Source organism: Paenarthrobacter sp. C1 (genome assembly GCF_049315185.1).
GTDB classification, from domain to species: domain Bacteria; phylum Actinomycetota; class Actinomycetes; order Actinomycetales; family Micrococcaceae; genus Arthrobacter; species Arthrobacter nicotinovorans.
The window spans coordinates 4,000,620-4,018,953 of record NZ_CP186052.1; the positions used below are offsets into that span (position 1 = coordinate 4,000,620).

The 18,334-nt window shown below is 60.7% G+C and carries 19 protein-coding genes; 6 read left to right on the top strand and 13 right to left on the bottom strand.

Features of this window, described 5'->3' with window-relative positions:
• The first annotated feature begins 65 nt into the window (after positions 1-65).
• Positions 66-1,922, top strand: coding sequence for a gamma-glutamyltransferase (gene ggt, locus ACNAOU_RS18650; protein ID WP_018778768.1), 1,857 nt, complete (start codon positions 66-68; stop codon positions 1,920-1,922).
• A 31-nt stretch (positions 1,923-1,953) separates the two neighbouring features.
• On the opposite strand, the gene ACNAOU_RS18655 is transcribed toward ggt, so the two are convergent.
• The 3 genes from ACNAOU_RS18655 to ACNAOU_RS18665 all read right to left on the bottom strand — a co-directional run bounded on the left by ACNAOU_RS18655 (position 1,954) and on the right by ACNAOU_RS18665 (position 4,347).
• Positions 1,954-2,136 (bottom strand): hypothetical protein, encoded by a 183-nt coding sequence (locus tag ACNAOU_RS18655; protein ID WP_018778767.1) that lies wholly within the window; start codon positions 2,134-2,136, stop codon positions 1,954-1,956.
• Entirely contained in the window at positions 2,133-2,900 is a 768-nt protein-coding gene (locus ACNAOU_RS18660; protein ID WP_018778766.1) for a hypothetical protein, read from the bottom strand. The genes ACNAOU_RS18655 and ACNAOU_RS18660 overlap by 4 nt, the downstream gene beginning before the upstream one ends.
• Before the next feature lie 445 nt (positions 2,901-3,345).
• Positions 3,346-4,347, bottom strand: coding sequence for a hypothetical protein (locus ACNAOU_RS18665; RefSeq protein WP_306878232.1), 1,002 nt, complete (start codon positions 4,345-4,347; stop codon positions 3,346-3,348).
• A gap of 336 nt (positions 4,348-4,683) precedes the next feature.
• On the opposite strand from ACNAOU_RS18665, the gene ACNAOU_RS18670 reads away from it, so the two are divergent.
• From ACNAOU_RS18670 to ACNAOU_RS18680, 3 genes are all read left to right on the top strand, one after another.
• Positions 4,684-4,833 carry a hypothetical protein gene (locus ACNAOU_RS18670; protein ID WP_156369767.1) on the top strand — a complete coding sequence of 50 codons (150 nt, stop codon included), beginning with the start codon at positions 4,684-4,686 and terminating at the stop codon, positions 4,831-4,833.
• Between the two features lie 253 nt (positions 4,834-5,086).
• Positions 5,087-5,383, top strand: coding sequence for a DUF4190 domain-containing protein (locus ACNAOU_RS18675; protein WP_018778763.1), 297 nt, complete (start codon positions 5,087-5,089; stop codon positions 5,381-5,383).
• A gap of 372 nt (positions 5,384-5,755) precedes the next feature.
• Positions 5,756-6,217 carry a DUF5956 family protein gene (locus ACNAOU_RS18680; RefSeq protein ID WP_394524577.1) on the top strand — a complete coding sequence of 154 codons (462 nt, stop codon included), beginning with the start codon at positions 5,756-5,758 and terminating at the stop codon, positions 6,215-6,217.
• Here ACNAOU_RS18680 and ACNAOU_RS18685 read toward each other — a convergent pair.
• Positions 6,198-7,091 carry a hypothetical protein gene (locus ACNAOU_RS18685; RefSeq protein WP_422757467.1) on the bottom strand — a complete coding sequence of 298 codons (894 nt, stop codon included), beginning with the start codon at positions 7,089-7,091 and terminating at the stop codon, positions 6,198-6,200. The genes ACNAOU_RS18680 and ACNAOU_RS18685 overlap by 20 nt on opposite strands.
• Positions 7,092-7,217: 126 nt before the next feature.
• Between ACNAOU_RS18685 and ACNAOU_RS18690 the strand changes: the two genes are divergently transcribed.
• Entirely contained in the window at positions 7,218-7,655 is a 438-nt protein-coding gene (locus tag ACNAOU_RS18690; protein WP_189076696.1) for a hypothetical protein, read from the top strand.
• A gap of 25 nt (positions 7,656-7,680) precedes the next feature.
• Here the strand turns inward: ACNAOU_RS18690 and ACNAOU_RS18695 are convergent, their stop codons facing one another.
• Positions 7,681-8,055, bottom strand: coding sequence for a hypothetical protein (locus tag ACNAOU_RS18695; RefSeq protein ID WP_422757468.1), 375 nt, complete (start codon positions 8,053-8,055; stop codon positions 7,681-7,683).
• A gap of 346 nt (positions 8,056-8,401) precedes the next feature.
• Between ACNAOU_RS18695 and ACNAOU_RS18700 the strand changes: the two genes are divergently transcribed.
• Positions 8,402-9,448 (top strand): PDDEXK nuclease domain-containing protein, encoded by a 1,047-nt coding sequence (locus ACNAOU_RS18700; protein WP_422757469.1) that lies wholly within the window; start codon positions 8,402-8,404, stop codon positions 9,446-9,448.
• Between the two features lie 58 nt (positions 9,449-9,506).
• Here ACNAOU_RS18700 and ACNAOU_RS18705 read toward each other — a convergent pair whose 3' ends face one another.
• From ACNAOU_RS18705 to ACNAOU_RS18740, 8 genes are all read right to left on the bottom strand, one after another.
• The gene (locus ACNAOU_RS18705; RefSeq protein WP_422757470.1) at positions 9,507-10,676 is read right to left on the bottom strand and encodes a Gfo/Idh/MocA family protein; all 1,170 of its coding nucleotides are present in this window, start codon (positions 10,674-10,676) and stop codon (positions 9,507-9,509) included.
• 5 nt (positions 10,677-10,681) lie between these two features.
• On the bottom strand, positions 10,682-11,428 hold the full coding sequence (locus ACNAOU_RS18710; protein WP_079582114.1) for a ThuA domain-containing protein: 747 nt from the start codon (positions 11,426-11,428) through the stop codon (positions 10,682-10,684).
• Position 11,429: 1 nt separating this feature from the next.
• Positions 11,430-12,533 (bottom strand): Gfo/Idh/MocA family protein, encoded by a 1,104-nt coding sequence (locus ACNAOU_RS18715; protein WP_064722756.1) that lies wholly within the window; start codon positions 12,531-12,533, stop codon positions 11,430-11,432.
• A gap of 63 nt (positions 12,534-12,596) precedes the next feature.
• A complete protein-coding gene (locus ACNAOU_RS18720; RefSeq protein ID WP_422757471.1) occupies positions 12,597-13,499 on the bottom strand; it encodes a carbohydrate ABC transporter permease in 903 nt (300 codons plus the stop codon).
• Positions 13,496-14,437: a carbohydrate ABC transporter permease gene (locus tag ACNAOU_RS18725; RefSeq protein ID WP_422757472.1), complete on the bottom strand. Its 942-nt coding sequence runs from the start codon at positions 14,435-14,437 to the stop codon at positions 13,496-13,498. Before ACNAOU_RS18725 ends, ACNAOU_RS18720 begins: the two co-directional genes overlap by 4 nt.
• A gap of 2 nt (positions 14,438-14,439) precedes the next feature.
• The gene (locus ACNAOU_RS18730) at positions 14,440-15,750 is read right to left on the bottom strand and encodes an ABC transporter substrate-binding protein (RefSeq protein WP_422757473.1); all 1,311 of its coding nucleotides are present in this window, start codon (positions 15,748-15,750) and stop codon (positions 14,440-14,442) included.
• Between the two features lie 200 nt (positions 15,751-15,950).
• A complete protein-coding gene (locus ACNAOU_RS18735) occupies positions 15,951-16,946 on the bottom strand; it encodes a LacI family DNA-binding transcriptional regulator (RefSeq protein ID WP_422757474.1) in 996 nt (331 codons plus the stop codon).
• Between the two features lie 825 nt (positions 16,947-17,771).
• Positions 17,772-18,311, bottom strand: coding sequence for a shikimate kinase (locus ACNAOU_RS18740; protein ID WP_422757475.1), 540 nt, complete (start codon positions 18,309-18,311; stop codon positions 17,772-17,774).
• Positions 18,312-18,334: the final 23 nt, after the last annotated feature.

The window sequence follows — 18,334 nt, forward strand, 5'->3', positions numbered from 1 at the left end:
ACCCCGGGGTAGGGTGACCGAACCGTTCGCCCACATCATCGTCTGGGAAAGTTCTGGGAGAAACCATGACACATGTGAGACGTCAGCTGGCCGCTGTCGCAGCAGCCTTCGCACTCGGCGCAACGAGCGTGGGGATAGCAAGCCCGGCTTCCGCCGATCCTCGTGAAACCGAGAAAACAGCTACGGCCACCGGATATGGCGGAGCTGTCAGCACCGTGGATCCGGAAGCCTCGGCAGCAGCGATTGAGGTCCTGAAAAAGGGCGGCAACGCAGCCGATGCCGCCGTCGCCGCTGCCGCGACCTTGGGAGTCACCGAACCGTACAGTGCCGGCATAGGAGGCGGCGGATACTTCGTGTTCTACGACGCCAAGACCGGAAAAGTCGGCACGATCGACGGCCGCGAAACTGCTCCGGCGGCGATGCCGAACGATGCATTCATTGACCCCGCCACAGGGAAGCCCTACCCCTTCACCCCGCAGCTGGTGACAAGCGGCGTCTCCGTCGGTGTCCCCGGTACTCCGGCCACGTGGGAACGCGCCCTGGAACGGTGGGGCAGCATGGACCTGGGTGACGCGCTGAAGCCAGCCATCAAGGTGGCAACCCGGGGCTTCGTGGTGGACGAAACGTTCCGCCAGCAAACCAAGGACAACCAGGCACGATTCAGCAACTTCACCTCGACCAAGGACCTGTTCCTCCCCGGAGGCCAGGCTCCCGCCGTCGGAAGCGTCTTCCAGAACCACGACCTCGCGGCGACCTATCGGCTGCTTGCCAAGGAAGGCACGGACGCCTTCTATGGCGGCAAGCTGGCTACGGAAATCGCCGCTACCGTCAAGGCGCCGCCCAAGGTCGCCAAACCGACGCTGCCCGTTCCTGTTGGTTTCATGACAGCCAAGGACTTGGCCGACTACAAGGTGGTGGATCAGGATCCCACCCACATGACCTACCGCGGTTATGACGTCTACGGCATGGCCCCCTCCAGCAGCGGCGGCACCACTGTCGGGGAGGCGCTGAATATCCTGGCGCCGTTCAACCTCTCCGAAATGAAAGCAACGGACGCGCTGCACCACTACTTCGAGGCAAGTTCGCTTGCATTCGCAGATCGCGGCAAATACGTCGGCGATCCTGCGTTCGTGAAGGTTCCGACCCAGGCCCTCCTGGACCCTGCTTTCGGAAAGGAACGCTCTTGCCTGATCGATCCGGCAGCGGCGGCCAAGAAGCCGGTAGCCCCGGGTGACGTCGCCAATTACGACGGCGCGTGCCCGACTTCGGCGGCACCGCTCGCCAAAGAATCCGACACCGAGAACATCTCCACCACCAACCTGACCGTTGCGGATAAGTGGGGAAACGTGGTGGAGTACACGCTCACGATTGAGCAGACGGGCGGGTCGGGAATCGTTGTTCCCGGCCGCGGATTCCTGCTGAACAACGAGCTGACTGACTTCAGCACGGTTTACGACGCCGCCGACCCTAACCGTATCCAGCCGGGGAAACGGCCGCGTTCCTCCATGTCTCCCACGATCATCGTGAAGGACGGCGCCCCGTTCCTTGCCCTCGGCTCGCCAGGCGGTTCCACCATCATCACGACTGTGCTCCAGACGATCATCAACCGGGTTGACCTGGGCATGAGCATCTCCGAAGCCCTCGCGGCTCCACGGGCAGCGCCCAGGAACGGAACCACCGTCAGCTCCGAACCAGCGTTCATTGACGCTTATGGGCCGGCGCTGGAGTCCCTGGGACACGATCTGGTTCCGGCCGGTGATGCTTTCACATCTGCGGCTGAGATCGGCGCGGCTACTGCCATTGAATTCGGCGACGGCGGCAAGCTCACCGCCGTATCCGAGCCGACTCGCCGAGGAGGTGGCTCTGCGATGGTGGTCTCCGACCACGGTCAAGGCCCCGGAAAGGGTCCTAAGCCCAAGTAGCTTTCTACCGTCAGAGCGGACCGCGGCATTGTCAGCCGCGGTCCGCTCTGCGTTCCAGCCGGGAACGCCAGTAGGCTGTGCAGGCAGCGAGGGCGCAAACGACTCCGGTGGTGAGCGACCAAACGGAGTCGCTGGCACCGGAAATGAAGATGTACAGGGAATAGAATCCCAGGACCATGGCCAGGATTAGCCAGCTCATCGATTTGTTGCTCATGGACGATCCTTTACTTCTGTCTGGCCCTGTTGATTCCGGGCGCACACCCAAAGGTTGAGCTCTTGAATGTCGGCACTTTCGGGGACAACCGCGATGGGCCGGCGCTCCAGAACGCTGAGACCCTCCGCATTGAGCTCTTCTTCGAGGAGTTCGGTGCTCACTAAAGCGATATCACTCGTGTACTCAGACGACCGGTAGGTTCCACACTCGTTGAAGCTGACGTAGCTCATGTTCAGGTGACGTGCGCCGTTAAGGGCATCCCGGCTTTCAACAGTGATCAGGAATGCGTCCTCCCCCAGTTGGGAAATTGTGGTGCCGCCGTTGATGGTTTCCTCCTCGGCGCGGTGATCAGCATTGACCACGGTCATCAGGAAGCGTCCGTCCGGAGCCAAGCCCCGACTCACCTCGCGGAACAGCATTCGCCTGCGGTGCGGCTCAAGGAGTGTGGCATAACTGGCCCCAAGGACGACGCAGCCATACGTTTCCACCAAAGCGCCCCAAGCTGTACCCACCTCTCCCAAACCCACCTCCCGCTTCAAGGAACGGAGATGCCAAGTGAGGCGGCCTGAACCTGGGGCCACTTCAAGGATCGGCCCATGGGTTTCACCAACCGCGGCCACGATCTCGGGAATCTCCGTCAGGTCCTTGGAGAGGATGTGGTCATAAAGGCGGCATCCGTGGATCTCCTGCTGTTCTCCGGGACGGCTTCCGCCTTCCAAGGCCTGCAGGACAGGATCAATGGCCCGTTCCGGTGTGGTTGTCATCTGTGACCTTCCCCCAGTTTCGGCGTGTTCGTTCTTGGAATCGACACTACGTGCGGCCGGGGGCGCCACAGGGCGGAACGGCAAAACTAGGTGGTGAATCGGACGAAATTAGGGGCTGTTTGGGTTCGTCTAGGTGGTGTAACGAGCCTCGTCTAGGTGGCCCAAGCCCTTCAGACGTGCAAACCCTCGGCGCCGGTCAAATGTCCGTGCGCCGAGGGCTCACCGCCAGGATGCCTACGGGGTCTTAGCGCCAGACGGCTTCCTGACTTTTCGGGAAAGCCAGATTTCGTTGGCCGCAAAGGGGATGAGAGCAATGAGCGGTATTGCGACGCCGTGCCAAAACGGAACCATAGAGAACACGAGCGGCACGAATGAAGCAACGAAAATTGCTGGATGAACGTACCTGTACCATTTCATGGTTTCTCCCTGGTCAGCAGCGCCTTTGCTACCAGCAGTCCCGCGCTGGCATAGTCGCAAGGCCACCCCGAGGGTTGTACAAGGGAACGCCGTAACAGGTGTTGCTATTGATGTACGAAGGCCCCCATACGGAAGCGACAGCATCCACTACGCCCTTGACGCCGGCAATACCGACAACGGTACAGATCTGGCTAACAATCTTAGACAGCGCTCCGGAAAGCCGCGTGAAGGTACATCCAGCCCATGCCCCACCAGCCCCAAGTGCGACTGAAATGGAGCTGAAGGCCTTTATCTCCGCGCCCCAGACGGCGAGCACCGGCCACGGAATCCACTGGATACTTGGATCCGCCTTTACCGGGTAAGCCGTAGAGGCATCATGGGCAATTGTTTGGACGAGCTCCGAACCTGACAGGGAGAACGACGTGGGAACCTTCGCCCCGTTGGCATCGTATGCCCACGGAACCTGAACCAGACCCAGCGGTTTGCCGGTGGCGTCGACGATACGAACAGAACCGTCAGCGTTCACTTCTGCTGACGCCCCTGAAGGAAGATCCAAATCGAATCGATACTCGTGGGGCGCCGCTTCACCCTCGATGCTGATGATGGACTGACTTCCGTACTCAGTTGCGTAGGCGGTGACCGATGCCCCGGGCAGCGCTGTGCTCACCAGCGGAGCATCCTCGCCATGAAAGAGCCCAGCCGGTACTCCGCTTAGATCCACGTCGTCGGGAAGCGCAGGAGTCCCGGGAAGCGATACCGAGATGCTGTCTTGCGATTGTTCGTCGGTTGTAATTATTTCAGTGCCCGCAACCGGTACGGTCGCGATGGGCGATTTGGCATCGCCCCTCAACGGATTCGACCGTGTGTGTTCGATCGCGCGTGAACCACCCCGGTGGTCATCGGCCACAGCAGGCCCCAGACCGGCTGCCAAGAGACAAGCGCTCAGTGTCGTGGCCAAGACCACCCTTGTGGACATCAAGAGATTCTTCTTCAAATTTCCTCCGATGTAATTGGATACTTTTGCATCCAAATTTGGTTGCGGTGAACACCGCACCTATCGGCATCTAACTGAATGGAATTGCTTGCACAGGATCAAAGTTTGAAAACTAGGTGGTGGATTGCCCAAATTAGGTGGCGATTTGTGGTCATCTAGGTGGTGACCCGCGGTCGTCTAGGTGGTGATACAGCTACCCGTTGCGCACCATCATGGGGCGCCCTTGTCGGCAGGCTGGTGACCGCTCCACCACCTCGACGGCTCTGACCGACACTCATTTTTGACCTGGCGAGCACCTAGAGGCAGCCAAACTGCCACTCAATTCCTGTATCTTCTGCTCGTGAGCGCTGTTGATTGATGCATCCTGGCCAGATGAAGTTATTGACCCTTACGGCAGCCGCGGCGCTACTCGTTACTTCCGTTATCGCGTTCTTCAGTAATCCATTGATGGCCTGGCTGGCCTTGACCGCTGCCGTTGGCATGGTTGCGACCTACGTGGCCTACAAACGGCAGCTCAAGTAGTCCTTCATCGCTCCTGGACCGAGGCAACGGAAAGGATCGGCGTGGCGGACGTCGGCGTTGTGGTTGAAGAGCCGACGGTCAGCGGAGAACGACGCAATAGTTGCTGCTGTGGTGCCGGGTTTGGAGGCAGACGGCCACGGGTGAACTTGCTGCGGCAGGGGTCACTCTGATCGTTTACCTTCTCCGAGAACCCGCCCCCGTAAGCATCCGCTTCGAGGCTAGACTGAATTGACACTTACGAAATGGGGAAACTGTGAGTTTGTCATCTACATCGGCACCGCTGACCAGCACGCGGGTTAACAAACTGGCTATCCTGGCAATTCTCTTGGGCGCTTTTGCCTTTTCCGGGATTTGGTTCTTTGGCTTAGGCATTCTCGCAACCTTTGCCGTCGGGGCCGGACACGTCTCATTGAATCAGATCCGTCGAAAGAACGAGAGGGGTCGCACACTGGCGATTCTGGCCCTCGTAGTCGGCTATGGACTTGCCACCTGGGCCCTGCTCAACGTGGTCACGTATATCCCTGTTGCTCTGCAGCAGATGGCCCAGTAACGCAGCCAGACTCGACCGGTGGCTGAAGGAATGTCTCAGCCATCCCCAGTGCGCGCAGCCCTCTTCAACTCAGCGATGCGCAGTCGTAAGAAGATAATGGTCAAGACCAAGGCATACACCGCCAGGACGGCCACCACGATCACGAAGACGGCGTAAAGAATTCCGATAATTCCAAAAGCCGGACTCAAGTTCATTGCTCCCCCAAGAAGTCGTTAGACCCAATGCTAAGCAGACCATCGGCAATTTTCCTGGACGTTGGATGGTGTGCCAGATTTGTTGCCCAGCACCGACGGATGACAGGTGTACGGCAGCCGCTCGAAAACCCATTCTGTATCGACCCAGGGATTTGCTTGCTTCGATCAAGGATGAAAGATGGTGAACATGACTCACGACCCGTGGGAGTGCACTGAACTGCAGGAGCCTCCACAGGATTGGATACTGGCTACGGAGAATGGCTGGGGCGCCCTAATCGCCTGGGCCGCCGGTCCTGGCAACGTTGCGAGGATACTCGCAGCATCCGGTGGCCGTAATGGTTCCATTGCCCGTCGCCTGCCTGAGGGCGAAGAACAGAGACAGCAATTCCCGCTGACAGAAGCGGATCTGTCATCCATCGACGATGACGTCGATGCCTATCTGGCCGACGCGGGAATCCCGCCAAGACCCCGCGGATTCTACTGGTTCATCCGTCGTCCGTCCGGCGTCGACCTTGACGACGATACGTTTTGGGGTGCCATCTGGGATGCGACAACTGCGCGACTTCCGGTCGATGGACTACGTCCGTCCACAATGGCAGGTCCCGCGAAGGAGGCCATGGCTAGCTTTTACCGGGGCTGAGACTCGACGAGCCACCCGGCGCCCAGTCGAGGGTTTCAAGAAGCGGGTTGGCGCGAAGTTCGTTGATGAGTTCTGAGCTGCTGCTGACTTTGGTCGCCCAAAGATCGTAATCGGTGTAAACAAGCCAGGATCTATCGGATGACCAGATGTTCGCGGGTGTGAAGACTTGGCGATCTTCGCTGATCTCTCGAATAAGGGAGGGGAGCTTCGTCAAGTTCGTGTCATACACGGGTGCTTCGCATGGGTCCGGATAGGTGCTGAATACGTTTGCGAAATAAACAGAGCAATCGGCGGTGGGCGAATACCTCGAAAGGACATCGATAAGCTCGGAGAAGTCTTCCTCAGACATGGAACCTTCGGTGGGCAACTGGATATTTGCCGGGAAGTCTGTTGCGGGAAACCATCGGTAACACGGTGGGGGACCTCCAGCTGGGTGGGGGTGCGGGAACCGGAGTAGCATTTCCGCCCACGTCCGCCGTTGCCAATCTGCCGGCGGCCTTTTCGCGTATCCAAGTTGGCTCCCCGTAGCAATCGTCATTTCGTCAAGGTTGACCTCGCCAAACATCAGGGGTTCCTCATCACCCGCCACTATGCTGGCTTTACGCAACTCATCATTAGTCGGAAGCGTTCGGTTGGACGGGAGTTCGTAGAACGCGTTGAGGATCCAGGTGGAGTCCTCCCAGCCAGTAGCATCCATGCCCGTGAAGTACGGCAGATCTCCTTCGGCATTCAACCAATCTAGGTTGCCTCGGCTTGGACACAAACTGCTGTGCTTTTCGTACCAGTGCATTGGGACCCCCATCAGTTCAGGCAATCTCATCACGGCAACGATTCGAAGCAAAACATTCGAAGCAGGTTCGGGAGGTGTGTTCACAGGCTCACAGATACCATTCCGGCCCCTGTAGCAACTCCGACCGGGAATGCTCGTGGCATAGAATCGCCGTGAGGGCGAAGCAAAGCGCCGAAAATTCGGCACCGCTGATGGGGGAAGAGGTCAGAAATGTTCGGTTCTAAGAAGAAGCTCAACGGTCTGGTGGAGCATCTCAGGCCGGACCTGAGTCGGGAGTCCCTCGGCGTCGGCCCCAATTTCCCGGGCGTCGCCCCGAACCCGCTCCTCAGCGGTGAAGCGCGGAGGCGCAATGCGGAACTGCGCAACGGGACGCTGGCGCTTGGTGTTCTCGTCGACTGGCGCGAGGTCAACAGCAACCCGCGCGTTGTCCTGATGCTCGACGTGGAGACCGCCGACGGCATCTCGTTCCGCGGTATCGCAGACGAAAGTCTGACGATTACCGCCCTCACCCGGCTTGCTCCGGGACAGACGTTGCCAGTTCGCTACCGGCCAGCCGTCATGGACCACTACGTTGCACTTGCCACGGACGCGAACCCCGCCGACGTGCAGCAGCTTTCTGACGTGATCGCGAGCCGAAAGCAGACCTGACCCATCAATGGATTCATTGCATTGATTAGAGCTCCCTTTCGTACGGAATGACGACAACCTGAACATCGTCCTCATAGAGGACGTTGCCCGGATCGCTTGAGTAGACAGCCCTGCAGGGAACATCATGTCGGCGCAGAAGATCGATGTAGAAATCCGTTTTCTCCAACAGGTGAGTGGCCGACACTTTGAACCACGCTTGCGCACCCGGCCTTGCATAGAACGATGCCTCAGGAGTGACGTAAGCCGCGTCGTAAAAATCGTTTGCCCTTCGCCAGCTGCCCCAATCTTCGGCGCTGAGGCTTCCCTCCTTCGCCAATCGGTTCGCCAAGGCGAAGATACCGAGATACCGCCCCTTGGCATCAGTGGCAGTCGACTGGTAGCGCACAAAGCGTTGTTCCATACCCCTAGACAACCAGCAGGGCCGCCGCGTGCCCGGGATTGAAGAGCGACGCCGGACCACGCGTTGTCCCCCCGGAGCGGCGCGAGCTTGTCATACCTAAACTCGATGTCTGGGTTCCCATGGCAGCCGTGAGCTGGTGATTCGCCGGCGTGGCTGCTGTTGGAGGCAGGCGGGCTCGGGTGAGTCGTCCAAGAACATGGGCCATGTGGTCCGTTCGTCTGGTCGCAATTGTGCAAAGCCGCTTTGCACAATTGCGACCGAGCGTGTTCACTCGGCGCCGCAGCCGGATCTACTCACTGCTGGGCATGAGCTTTGATTGTCGGAGGGGCAGGCTACGGTTTCCACCATGAAGTCGATTCACCCCGAGCTACCAGGTCCATACGCCGAGGTTCTTGCCTCTGTGAAGGATCAAGTGCGAACGGCACAGAGCCGCGTCCAACGCGTGGTTAACATGGCGATGCTGAAGTTGTACTGGGGTATTGGGCGCACAATCCTCGATCGACAAACTACCCAACCGTGGGGAACTAAAGTGCTTGATCGCCTTGCAAACGACCTGCGGAGTGAATTCCCCAGCATGCGGGGCTTCTCCCGACGCAACCTCTTCTATATGAGGGCCTTTGCCGCAGCTTGGGATTGGCCGGACTCGGGAGTGCAAAGCAGCTTTGCACAATTGCCGTGGGGCCACATCATCGAATTACTCAAGCTAAGGGATCCCGTGCAGCGGGACCGGTACGCGGCTCAGGCGGCGCTGCATGGCTGGACGCTTCCGGTACTTCAACATCAAGTCCTGACCCGTCTTCGTGATCGCACGGGGAAAGCACCGAACAATCTCGAACATCGTCTCCCCGGCGAGGGCGCAAACCTTGCTGCCGACCTAGCCAAGGACCCGTTGGTCCTGGACTTTCTTGGGCTGACAAAGGAGGCAGAAGAGATTGCGATAGAAGAAGCAATGACTCTTCGGATGTCGCAGACACTGGCCGAATTTGGCCGCGGCTTTGCGTTTTACGGTCGCCAGTACCACTTGGACGTTGACGGAGAAGACTTCTACATCGACCTTCTGTTGGTTCACGTGCCGACAAACCGTTTCGTCGTCGTTGAACTGAAATCAGGCAAATTCCGGCCGGAACACCTCGGTCAATTGAATTTTTATGTCGCCGCCATAAATGACATGGTGCGGTTCCCGGGCATGGAACCGACCGTGGGAATCCTCGTTTGCGGCTCAAAGCACGAACGGACGGTTCGCTATGCCCTTGACGGATCGTCGCAGCCCATTGCAGTGAGCTCCTACACCTACGACGCCCTGCCTGCCCAGGAACAAGCTTCGCTGCCGTCGCCTAAGGCTATTGACACTGCCCTTGCACAGGGTTTTTTGCCAGAAAAGCCAGCTGAATGAAATGGGCCGCCGGTCGCGAACCCGGAGTTCGTGAGAAGGAAAATACTTCGCCGCAGATTCACGCCCTGGCGCCAACCCGCTCCCGTACCTCAGTCACCGTGCTCCTGTTCCGCGCCGACTCTTCGACGGCGGCCAGCACCCGCTGGATCTGCAGCCCGTCATCGAACGACGGCGACGGCTCGCTTCCGTCGCGAACGGCAAGGAGGAAGTCGCGGACCTGGTGCGTGAACGTGTGCTCCCAACCGATGACGTGGCCCTGCGGCCACCACGCCGCAGCGTAAGGGTGCTCGGGCTCGTTGACCAGGATCCGCCGGAAGCCCTGCTCCCGCACGGGAACTGTAGCGTCCAGGAAACCGAGCTCGTTCAGATTCTCCAGGTCGAACGTCAACGAACCCAAAGACCCGTAGATCTCTATCTTCAAAGAGTTCTTCTGTCCCGTAGCCACTCGTGACGCTTCCACGGAGGCACTCACGCCGCCGGTCAGCCCCAAAGTGGCCCACGCGGCGTCGTCGACTGTCACTTTCTCCAGCCCAGCGGCACCGGGGCGTTCGGTCACAAAAGTCCGCAACGTTCCGGTCACCTCGGTGACGGTTTGGCCCGTGAGGTGCTGGACCTGGTCGATGGCGTGGGAGGCAATGTCGCCCAGCGCTCCGGAGCCGGCCGTCTCCTTGCGGAGCCGCCAGCTCATGGGGGTTTCGACGTCGGAGAGCCAGTCCTGCAGGTAGGCGGCACGGACGTGCCGCACGGTTCCAAGACGCCCTTCGGCAATCAGTTCGCGGGCCAATGCAAGTGCAGGAACGCGGCGGTAGTTGAAGCCGATCATCGATTGCACACCCCGGCCCCGCGCCGAAGCTGCGGCGGTAGCCATCAACTCGGCCTCTTCCAGAGTGTTGGCCAGCGGTTTCTCCACGAGCACATGCTTCCCGGCGGCCAGAGCTTCCAGAGCGATCTCCGCGTGCATCCACCCGGGCGCGCAGATATCCACAATGTCGATGTCGTCCCGCGCAATTACGGAACGCCAGTCCGTGGCTGACTCGGCCCAACCGTACTTGGCAGCGGCATCGGCCACCGCCGAGGCGTCCCGGCCAACCAGCACTTTCTGCTCGAAGGCCGGGACGTCGAAGAAGCTGGCCACGTTCCGCCACGCGTTCGAGTGGGCCTTCCCCATGAAGGCGTAACCGATGGCGGCCACGCCCAACGGACGGCCGCTAGGAAGAGGAGTACTCATCGTCTTTAGGCCTCGAACCAGCCCCGTGAAGGGTTGGAAACCTCGGGTGACTCCCGGAAGACACCGGGCTGGGCCACCCAGCCGACACCGTTGGCGATGACCTTCTGGATCTGTGGCTGGTGGTACACCGGGTATTCCTGGTCGCCGGGGCTGAAGTAGAAGATCCGGCCCTTGCCCCGGGAGAACGTAACGCCGGAACGGAACACCTCTCCCCCGGTGAACGAGCTGATGAAGATCAGGTCGTCGGGCTCCGGAATGTCGAACAGCTCGCCGTACATTTCCTGCTGCGGAATGACGATCGGGCTCTCAATGCCGGCTGCGATCGGGTGCGAAGGCTTGACCGTCCACACCAGCTCGCGTTCGCCCTCGTTGCGCCACTTCAGCGAGCAGGTGGTTCCCAGCAGCCGGGTGAAGATCTTGGCGAAGTGCCCGGAGTGGAGCACCACAAGTCCCATGCCACCTAGGACGTGGCGCTGCACGCGCTCCACCACTTCGTCGGCAACTTCCCCATGCGCAATGTGCCCCCACCACAGCAGCACGTCAGTCTGCTCCAGCACCTCTTCAGAAAGACCGTGCTCGGGATCGGCGAGTGTCGCCGTCGTGATTTCGGAGTCCGGGTAGAAGCCGCGCAGCCCGGCAGCGATGGCGCCGTGGATCCCTTCGGGGTACATCTCGCCGATGGTTGCGGGCTCGTTGCGGGCCTCGTGGACAGCTTCGTTCCAGACGACAATCTTCAATTTCGCATCAGACATTTCAGAGCACCACTTCACGTTGTTCAAGGGCGGATTTGTAGCAGGCATCGAGCACCAGGGCCCGGCTGAGGGCGAGGGAACCGTCGTGGCTTCCCCACACGGTCTCGCCGCCGCGCACAGCGGCGATGAAGTCGTCGACGACGGCCTGGTGGGCTCGCCCGGGTTCGGCCACCACTTCGAAGTCCGCGTTTTCGCCGTCCTTCTCGGTGAAGACGTGGACGTCCGCTACCGGGTTCTCGGAGGCGCCGACCGAGCGCAAGTCCGCGCCGCCGTCGGTCCCGTAAACGGTGAAGTCCATCAGGTCCCGCTCGTCGCGGTATGTGGCCCAACCGGCTTCCAGGATCAGGGTTCCGCCGCCTTCCAGCCGGATGAATGCGGAGGCGAAGTCTTCCACTTCAAACTTGTGGCTGGAGTTCGACGCCGTGTACCGGGCGTTGCCGCCGAGGCCGCGCGGGCCGAGTTCGGAATGGGTCGACGCGGAAACGGCCAGCACCTTGGGCTCGCCGAGGAGATGCAGCGAGTAGTCCAGGACGTGCACCCCGATGTCAGCAAGGGGTCCGCCGCCGGCGAGTTCCGGGTTGGTGAACCAGCTGCCCAGCATCGGAATGCCCTGCCTGCGCAGCCACGACGCCTTTGCGTAGTACGGGCGACCCAGCGTGCCGGCGTCGATCACTTCCTTGAGCGCCTGGATGTCTCCGCGGCGGCGATGGTTGAACGCGACGTCCAGGACGCGGCCTGCCTTACGGGCGGCGTCCACCATCTGTTGACCCTCGACGGCGTTACGCGCCAACGGCTTTTCGCTCAGCACATGCAGTCCGCGCTCGAGCGAGGCAATGGCGATGGGTGCGTGCAGGAACGTCGGCACGGCGACGCTGACGGCGTCGAGGCCTTCCAGCTCGATCATGTCCTCCCAGCGGGCGAACGCGTGGGGAATGCTGTACTCCCCCTTCAGCTGGGCAAGGAGGTCGGCTTCCATGCCCGCGACGGCGACGATCTCGACGCCGTCGATGTTGCTGTACGCCTTGAGGTGCTGCTGGCCGGCCCAACCGATGCCCACAACTCCCACTTTGAGGGTTGTGGACGGGGCCTGCTGCTGAATGCTCACGTTGTTCCTGTTCTTTCCGGGTTTCTGGGAGTCAGTGGGTGGTTCTTGGATTTTGTGACGGGGTCAGCCCTTGACCGCGCCGGCCGTCATGCCGGAAACGATGCGCTTCTGGCACAGAAGCACGAGGATCACCAGCGGCACGGTGATGATCACCGACGCGGCGCTGATGGTGCCGAGGGGTTGGTCGAACTCGCTGGTGCCGCTGAAAAACGCGATCGCGACAGGCACGGGCCGGGCTTCGGGCGAGGTGGTCAAGGTGACGGCCAGGAGGAATTCGTTCCAGACCGAGATGAACACCAGGATCGCCGTCGTCGCCAGGCCGGGGACCGCCAGCGGCAGGATGACTTTGCGGAACGCTGTGAACGGCGTGGCGCCATCCATGTACGCCGATTCCTCCAGCTCACGCGGAATCTCCTTGAAGAAGGACGTCAGCGTGTAGATCGCCAGCGGCAACGCGAACGTCAGCTTCGGGATGATGAGGCCGAGCAACGTGTCGTACAGCCCGATTTCGCGCCAGATGGAGAACATCGGGGCTGCGATGGCGATGGCCGGGAACGTGGTGACCGAGAGGATCAGCGTCAGGATCATCGCCTTGCGGCGCATCTTCAACCGCGCCAGCGCATAGGCGGCGAAGGATGCGAACACCAGCGCCACTGTTGTAGTCACGACGGCGATAATCACCGAGTTGCGCAAGGCCAGGAGGAACTCGGAGTTCTGAAAGACCACCAGATAGTTCTCCAGGGTCGGTTGGCTCGGGAAGAGCTCGCCTTGTGACAGGCTCGCGCCCTTCTTAAGGGAGGTGTTGACCAGCCAGTAGAAAGGGATGAGCGAGAAGCCCATGACCGCCACCACGAACACCCACACCATGGGGTGCAGTTTCGCCTCCCCACGCAAGCGACGACGTTTCGGTGCCTTGGCGCACGTGGCGAGTTCCGGCGTCGGGCGTTCTGCAGTCAGCGTGCTCATTGTTCCTCCTTCGCGACGTCGCGGATGTTGCCGCCGGCGAAGCGGACGTAGATGACCGAGACCACCATGACGGTGAGGAAGGTCAGGATGGACAGCGCCGACCCTTCGCCCACCAGCCGGTTTTCGCGCAGTTGGGTGTAGGCGAGCATGGACATGGATTCGGTGCCGTTGGCTCCGCGGGTGAGGACGAACGGCAGGTCGAAGACTCGTAGGGCGTCCATGGTGCGGAAGATCGCGGCGAGGACGATCGCCGGACGCAGGAGCGGCAGGGTGATGTTGACGAAGGTCTGCCATTTGCTGGCGCCGTCGAGTTCCGCGGCCTCGTACGTTTCGGCGGAGATGACCTGCAGGCCGGCCAGGATGATGAGCGCCGCGAAGGGCGTGGTCTTCCAGACGTCGGCCATGACGATCACGGCCATCGCATAGCCGTGCTCCCCGAGCCACACGACATCGCCGCCCGGCAGGCCCAGCGCGGAGAGGACGTTGGTGACCAGGCCCATATTGGGCTGGAACATCGTCTGCCATGTGATGGCGCTGACCACGGTGATGATCGCGTACGGCAGCAGCACCACGGTGCGCAGGACGGCGCGGCCCTTGAACGCGAGGTTGAGCAGGAGCGCCATGGCCGTTCCGAGGACGAGTTCCAGGGTGACGGAGAGGCCTGCGAAGAGGAAGGTCTGGCCGAATGCAGCCCACCACTCCCGGCTTGCGAGGGCGTTGATGTAGTTTTCCAGGCCAACAAAGCGGGACAGGCCGGCGGTGCGGACGCTGTACTGGTTCAGCGAGAGCCAGATCGCGTAGCCGATGGGGACCGCCGCAACCAGCGCCATGATGACCAGCGACGGCGCGGTCATGCGGAACGCGAGCTTGCGCTCGGCGCGGTCGCGGCCGCTTGTCTTCGCTGGGCCGCGGCTTGGCGAGACTGTTCTGAGGGCCATGGTTAGAAGCTCGCCTTGGCGGTGGTGATTTCGTCAGCCATCTTCTTCACGGCGTCCTCGGTGGAGGTGGTACCGGAGAGGACGGCGTAGACGTTCTTGTAGATCGCCTGGCTGATCTGCGGGTAGACCGGGGAGATCGGGCGCGGCTTGGCACCCTTCACCGAGGCGAGGAGTTCCGTGGCGAACGGCATCTTTTCTAGCACAGCCGCGTCAGAATAGGCAGCTTCGTTGACCGGGGCCTGCGAGTAGTCCATGGCCACGTGCTTCTGCCAGTCCGGCGTGGTGGCGAAGTCGATGAACGCGACAGCTCCGGCTTGGTTGGTGGAGTGCGCCGAAATGGCGAGGTTCCAGCCGCCGAGCACGCCGGAGGCCTTGCCGCCTTCCCATGCCGGCAGCGGCGCAACCGCGAAGCTGGACGCGAGCGGTGTTGCATTGAGCAGGCGGTAGACGTGCGGCCAGTTGCGCTGGTATCCGAAGTCGCCGGACTCGTAGGCGAGGCGTGCGGGGTCTTCGTTGTAGGTCAGGACGGCGCGGTCGGCTGAACCGTTCTTGAGTCCGTCGCTCATGAAGTTGAGGACGTCGCGGGTTTCCTGGGAGTCGATTTTGACGTCGCCCTGGTCGTTGAGGACTTCGCCGCCTGCGCTGTAGAGCATTTCGAGGAAGTTCACCGTGAGGCCTTCGTACTGCTTGCCTTGGTAGACGTAGCCGTTGCCGGGCGCCTTGGCGGCTTCCGCGTAGAGCTGCTGCCATGACTCGGGCTTGGCTACCTTGTCCTTCTGGTAGTAGATCAACCCGGCGTTGGTGAAGAACGGTGAGCCCCAGTACTTGTCCTGGTACTTGGTGGTTTCCACAGTGGAGGGAATGAGCCGGTCCTTGTTGGCTTCCACCAACTTGGTCTGGTCCAGCAGCCAGCCCTGGGAGGCGAACTCGGAGGTCCAGATGACGTCCGTAACGAAGAGGTCGCACTCCGTGGACTTACCCTCGAGCCGTTGCACGATCTGCGTGCGGGCTTCATCCGTGGTGGCGCCGATTTCGGTGTACTTGGCCGTGACCTTGCCGTTCGCCTTCGTGAACGCCTCCGCCGTGCCTTTGTAGATACCGCTCGCGTCCTTGACGCCGCAGATGTTCACGGCACCGCTGGCGTTAGCGCCCGACGCCGGGTCGGCAGCTGCTGCTTGCTCGGCACCTTGGGGTGCTGCTCCCCCGCCGCACGCGCTGAGGAGGAGGACGGCGGCTATTGCGGTTGCGGCTAGGGCTTTTCGGTTTGTTGCGGCTTTGTTCTGGAGCGGGAAAGTAGGTCGGTTCAAGTCCACAAGTGGCTCCTTTGGTGGCTGTGGGTGGGTGGCGTTCAGTGCGCGTTTGGGCTGTCCCGCGTGCTGAGGGTGGCTTCTTTGCCGGTGGTGCATATGGTTCGTGGAATCGATTCCAAATGTGTTTCGAAAAATCGGCCTATTGGCCGTGGAATCGATTCCAAAGTAGTGTGACAGGGACCACGGAGGGCTGTCAACCCTCTTTATTTGGTGGAGTCCCGGATGACGAGTTCGTGCGGGAGGAAGGTTCTCCCCTTGCGATGCGAGCCCTCGACGGTCATCCGCTCCAGGAGTTCAGCGAAGGCTACGCGGCCCATCTCGTAGGCGGGCTGGCGGACCGTGGTCAGTTCCGGGACGCACATCTCTGCTTGGGCGGAGTCATCGAAACCTGCTACGGCAATGTCTTCCGGAACCTTAAGGCCAGCGTCCGTGAGCTCGCGGACGCATCCCGCTGCGACTACGTCAGTGCCGCAGAAGACGGCGTCGGGGAGGTCATTTGCTTTGAGAAGCTTCTTAGCGAGCGTTCGGCCGGCGTGGAAGCCGAAGTTGCCTTCACCGAACAGGATCTGGTCCGGCTCCAAGCCCGCTTCCGTGAGGGCCTGGCGGAATCCTTCCTCGCGCAGCCGGCCTGAGCGGGCACCCCTGTGCGCGAGCATGGCCAGCTTCTTGGCGCCCGTGTCGATCAGATGTTTGGTGATGTCGTAGGCAGCCTGGCGGTCATCAATGGACACCCCGAATGCCGCCTCGGCGTCGACGATTTCACAGACCTGTACAACACTCATTTGCTCGGCGACGGTGTTGACTTCGTCGTCCGGCATCGTTGGCGAGAAGATGACAAGCCCATCCACGGAACCGTTGCGAAGCATGTCCACGAGCTGCTGTTCGCGATCCAGGTCCCCGTCCGTGGCTGCGATGAGGCTGACGTAGCCCGAATCCGCGGCGGCGTCACCCACACCCCGGAAGACTTCGCTGATCACGAGGGAGTCCAAGTTCTTGGCGAGGGCCAGGACACGCATGGTGCGGTCTCTTCGGAGATCTCTTGCTGATGCTAGCGGGCGGTAGCTGAGCTCCTTGATGGCGGCGTTGACCTTTTCTTTCGCCGAGGCGCTGACCGCCGAGCTCCCATTCAGGACGCGCGACACCGTCCCGACGGACACACCCGCCGTTCTAGCGACGTCCTGAACTGTCGCTCGAGCCATTCTTTCGTCCTTCCGCGAGCGATTCTGCGGCTTTTGCACAATTGCCGTGGCATGCCCAGCGACGCTCCTCAGCTTAGCCGGAGTATGGAAACCGAGCGTGCCTGACGATCAGTCGCAATTCGATGGCTGGCGCGATCAGTGCGAGCGGTCGTAGGTGAACCGACCTGTTGACGGGCTCGCCCCTCGTCAGAACAGCGACATCAAGAATGAACAAAGCTCCCAAAATCTCGCTGAGGGCGTGAACTCATCCACATTGAGAAAACTAAAATGAGACAGTTTGCTTGGACGTTGCAAAATCTTGGTACGGAGGCATACCGATTCATGAGCTTTGGAGAGGGTTCCTGTCAAAGGATCCACTAATGAGAGAGCCCGCACGTTCAACACGACATCCCTTGAGCAAGGTCTCGCGCCCGCTCCGGTCTGGGAAACATGCGGCGTGCACCCGCGCCCCACTCGAGGGGATTACCGTGTGTGGTGTTGACCCACCGCTCAAGGATCTCGATCTCAGCAAGGTAGTCGCGCCGTTGCCGAAATATGACCGCCGCCTGCCATGTGTGTACCAGGGCGCAGGAAAGGGGCCGGCTTGATCCCCTTCAGTCGCTTCAATGCACTCCATGAGTAAGACAAGTGCTTTGTCAGTTTGTCCACGGCGTTTGAGTGTTCGGATGGGTCGACCCAATGCGAAAAGTGTCGGCCCCGCACTCTGGCGGCCTGCGGTACCGCTGAAGGTCCGCGCCGTTCGTTCATAGAGTGTGCTCCTGACCGCTCGCTTCTGCCTACCCAGGGAGACTACCCTCAAAGTGAAATCGGTGAGTTCAGGCCGGCTTATTGCTCTATCGACTGATCGGATGCGCTCAGGTGCCTATGGAAGTGGGGTTTCCATCTACTATCAATTGTTCCCAGCGCGGTAAGCAATTCATCAGCCGACTCAGGTTTGTTGCGGCCCGTCGTCTTTATGGATTCACTTGCCAGCTCGTATAATTCCACTCTTGCCTCGGCGAACTCCATTCCATGAACGGACTGCAGTGATGGATGATGCCCGGATCTCCTTTTCAGGGTCTCCTCAGGGTCGCAGAGTATGGCGATCACCCCTTCGCGTCGATCATCTGCGAGCCACTGCTTGAGGGGCTGACCCGGTGTGTGTCCATCGAGGTTCTGTGTACCTGCACCAACTGCCACGACAAGGGGAAGTGCCTCGGTGTGTGAGTCCCAAAGCTCTAGTTCTTTCTCAACGGCTTCCCACTGGTCGTAGCGATCGCCGAGCACGTCATCCGAATCTAGAAATTTGATGACTCCCTTTTCAGCGAGTAATTTGCCAAGTGTTGTTTTGCCGGCCCCGCTTGGGCCCAACAGATAGAACGTCAAAAATACCCCTCGATTCGTCCAAC

Excerpts from the sequence above, each read along its gene's own strand:
- ACNAOU_RS18710 (WP_079582114.1), bottom strand. The coding sequence starts at position 11,428 with ATGTCTGATGCGAAATTGAAGATTGTCGTCTGGAACGAAGCTGTCCAC.
- ACNAOU_RS18670 (WP_156369767.1), top strand. The coding sequence starts at position 4,684 with ATGAAGTTATTGACCCTTACGGCAGCCGCGGCGCTACTCGTTACTTCC.
- ACNAOU_RS18720 (WP_422757471.1), bottom strand. The coding sequence starts at position 13,499 with ATGAGCACGCTGACTGCAGAACGCCCGACGCCGGAACTCGCCACGTGC.
- ACNAOU_RS18655 (WP_018778767.1), bottom strand. The coding sequence starts at position 2,136 with ATGAGCAACAAATCGATGAGCTGGCTAATCCTGGCCATGGTCCTGGGA.
- ggt (WP_018778768.1), top strand. The coding sequence starts at position 66 with ATGACACATGTGAGACGTCAGCTGGCCGCTGTCGCAGCAGCCTTCGCA.
- ACNAOU_RS18690 (WP_189076696.1), top strand. The coding sequence starts at position 7,218 with ATGTTCGGTTCTAAGAAGAAGCTCAACGGTCTGGTGGAGCATCTCAGG.
- ACNAOU_RS18680 (WP_394524577.1), top strand. The coding sequence starts at position 5,756 with ATGGTGAACATGACTCACGACCCGTGGGAGTGCACTGAACTGCAGGAG.
- ACNAOU_RS18735 (WP_422757474.1), bottom strand. The coding sequence starts at position 16,946 with ATGGCTCGAGCGACAGTTCAGGACGTCGCTAGAACGGCGGGTGTGTCC.
- ACNAOU_RS18700 (WP_422757469.1), top strand. The coding sequence starts at position 8,402 with ATGAAGTCGATTCACCCCGAGCTACCAGGTCCATACGCCGAGGTTCTT.
- ACNAOU_RS18695 (WP_422757468.1), bottom strand. The coding sequence starts at position 8,055 with ATGGAACAACGCTTTGTGCGCTACCAGTCGACTGCCACTGATGCCAAG.
- ACNAOU_RS18725 (WP_422757472.1), bottom strand. The coding sequence starts at position 14,437 with ATGGCCCTCAGAACAGTCTCGCCAAGCCGCGGCCCAGCGAAGACAAGC.
- ACNAOU_RS18660 (WP_018778766.1), bottom strand. The coding sequence starts at position 2,900 with ATGACAACCACACCGGAACGGGCCATTGATCCTGTCCTGCAGGCCTTG.
- ACNAOU_RS18705 (WP_422757470.1), bottom strand. The coding sequence starts at position 10,676 with ATGAGTACTCCTCTTCCTAGCGGCCGTCCGTTGGGCGTGGCCGCCATC.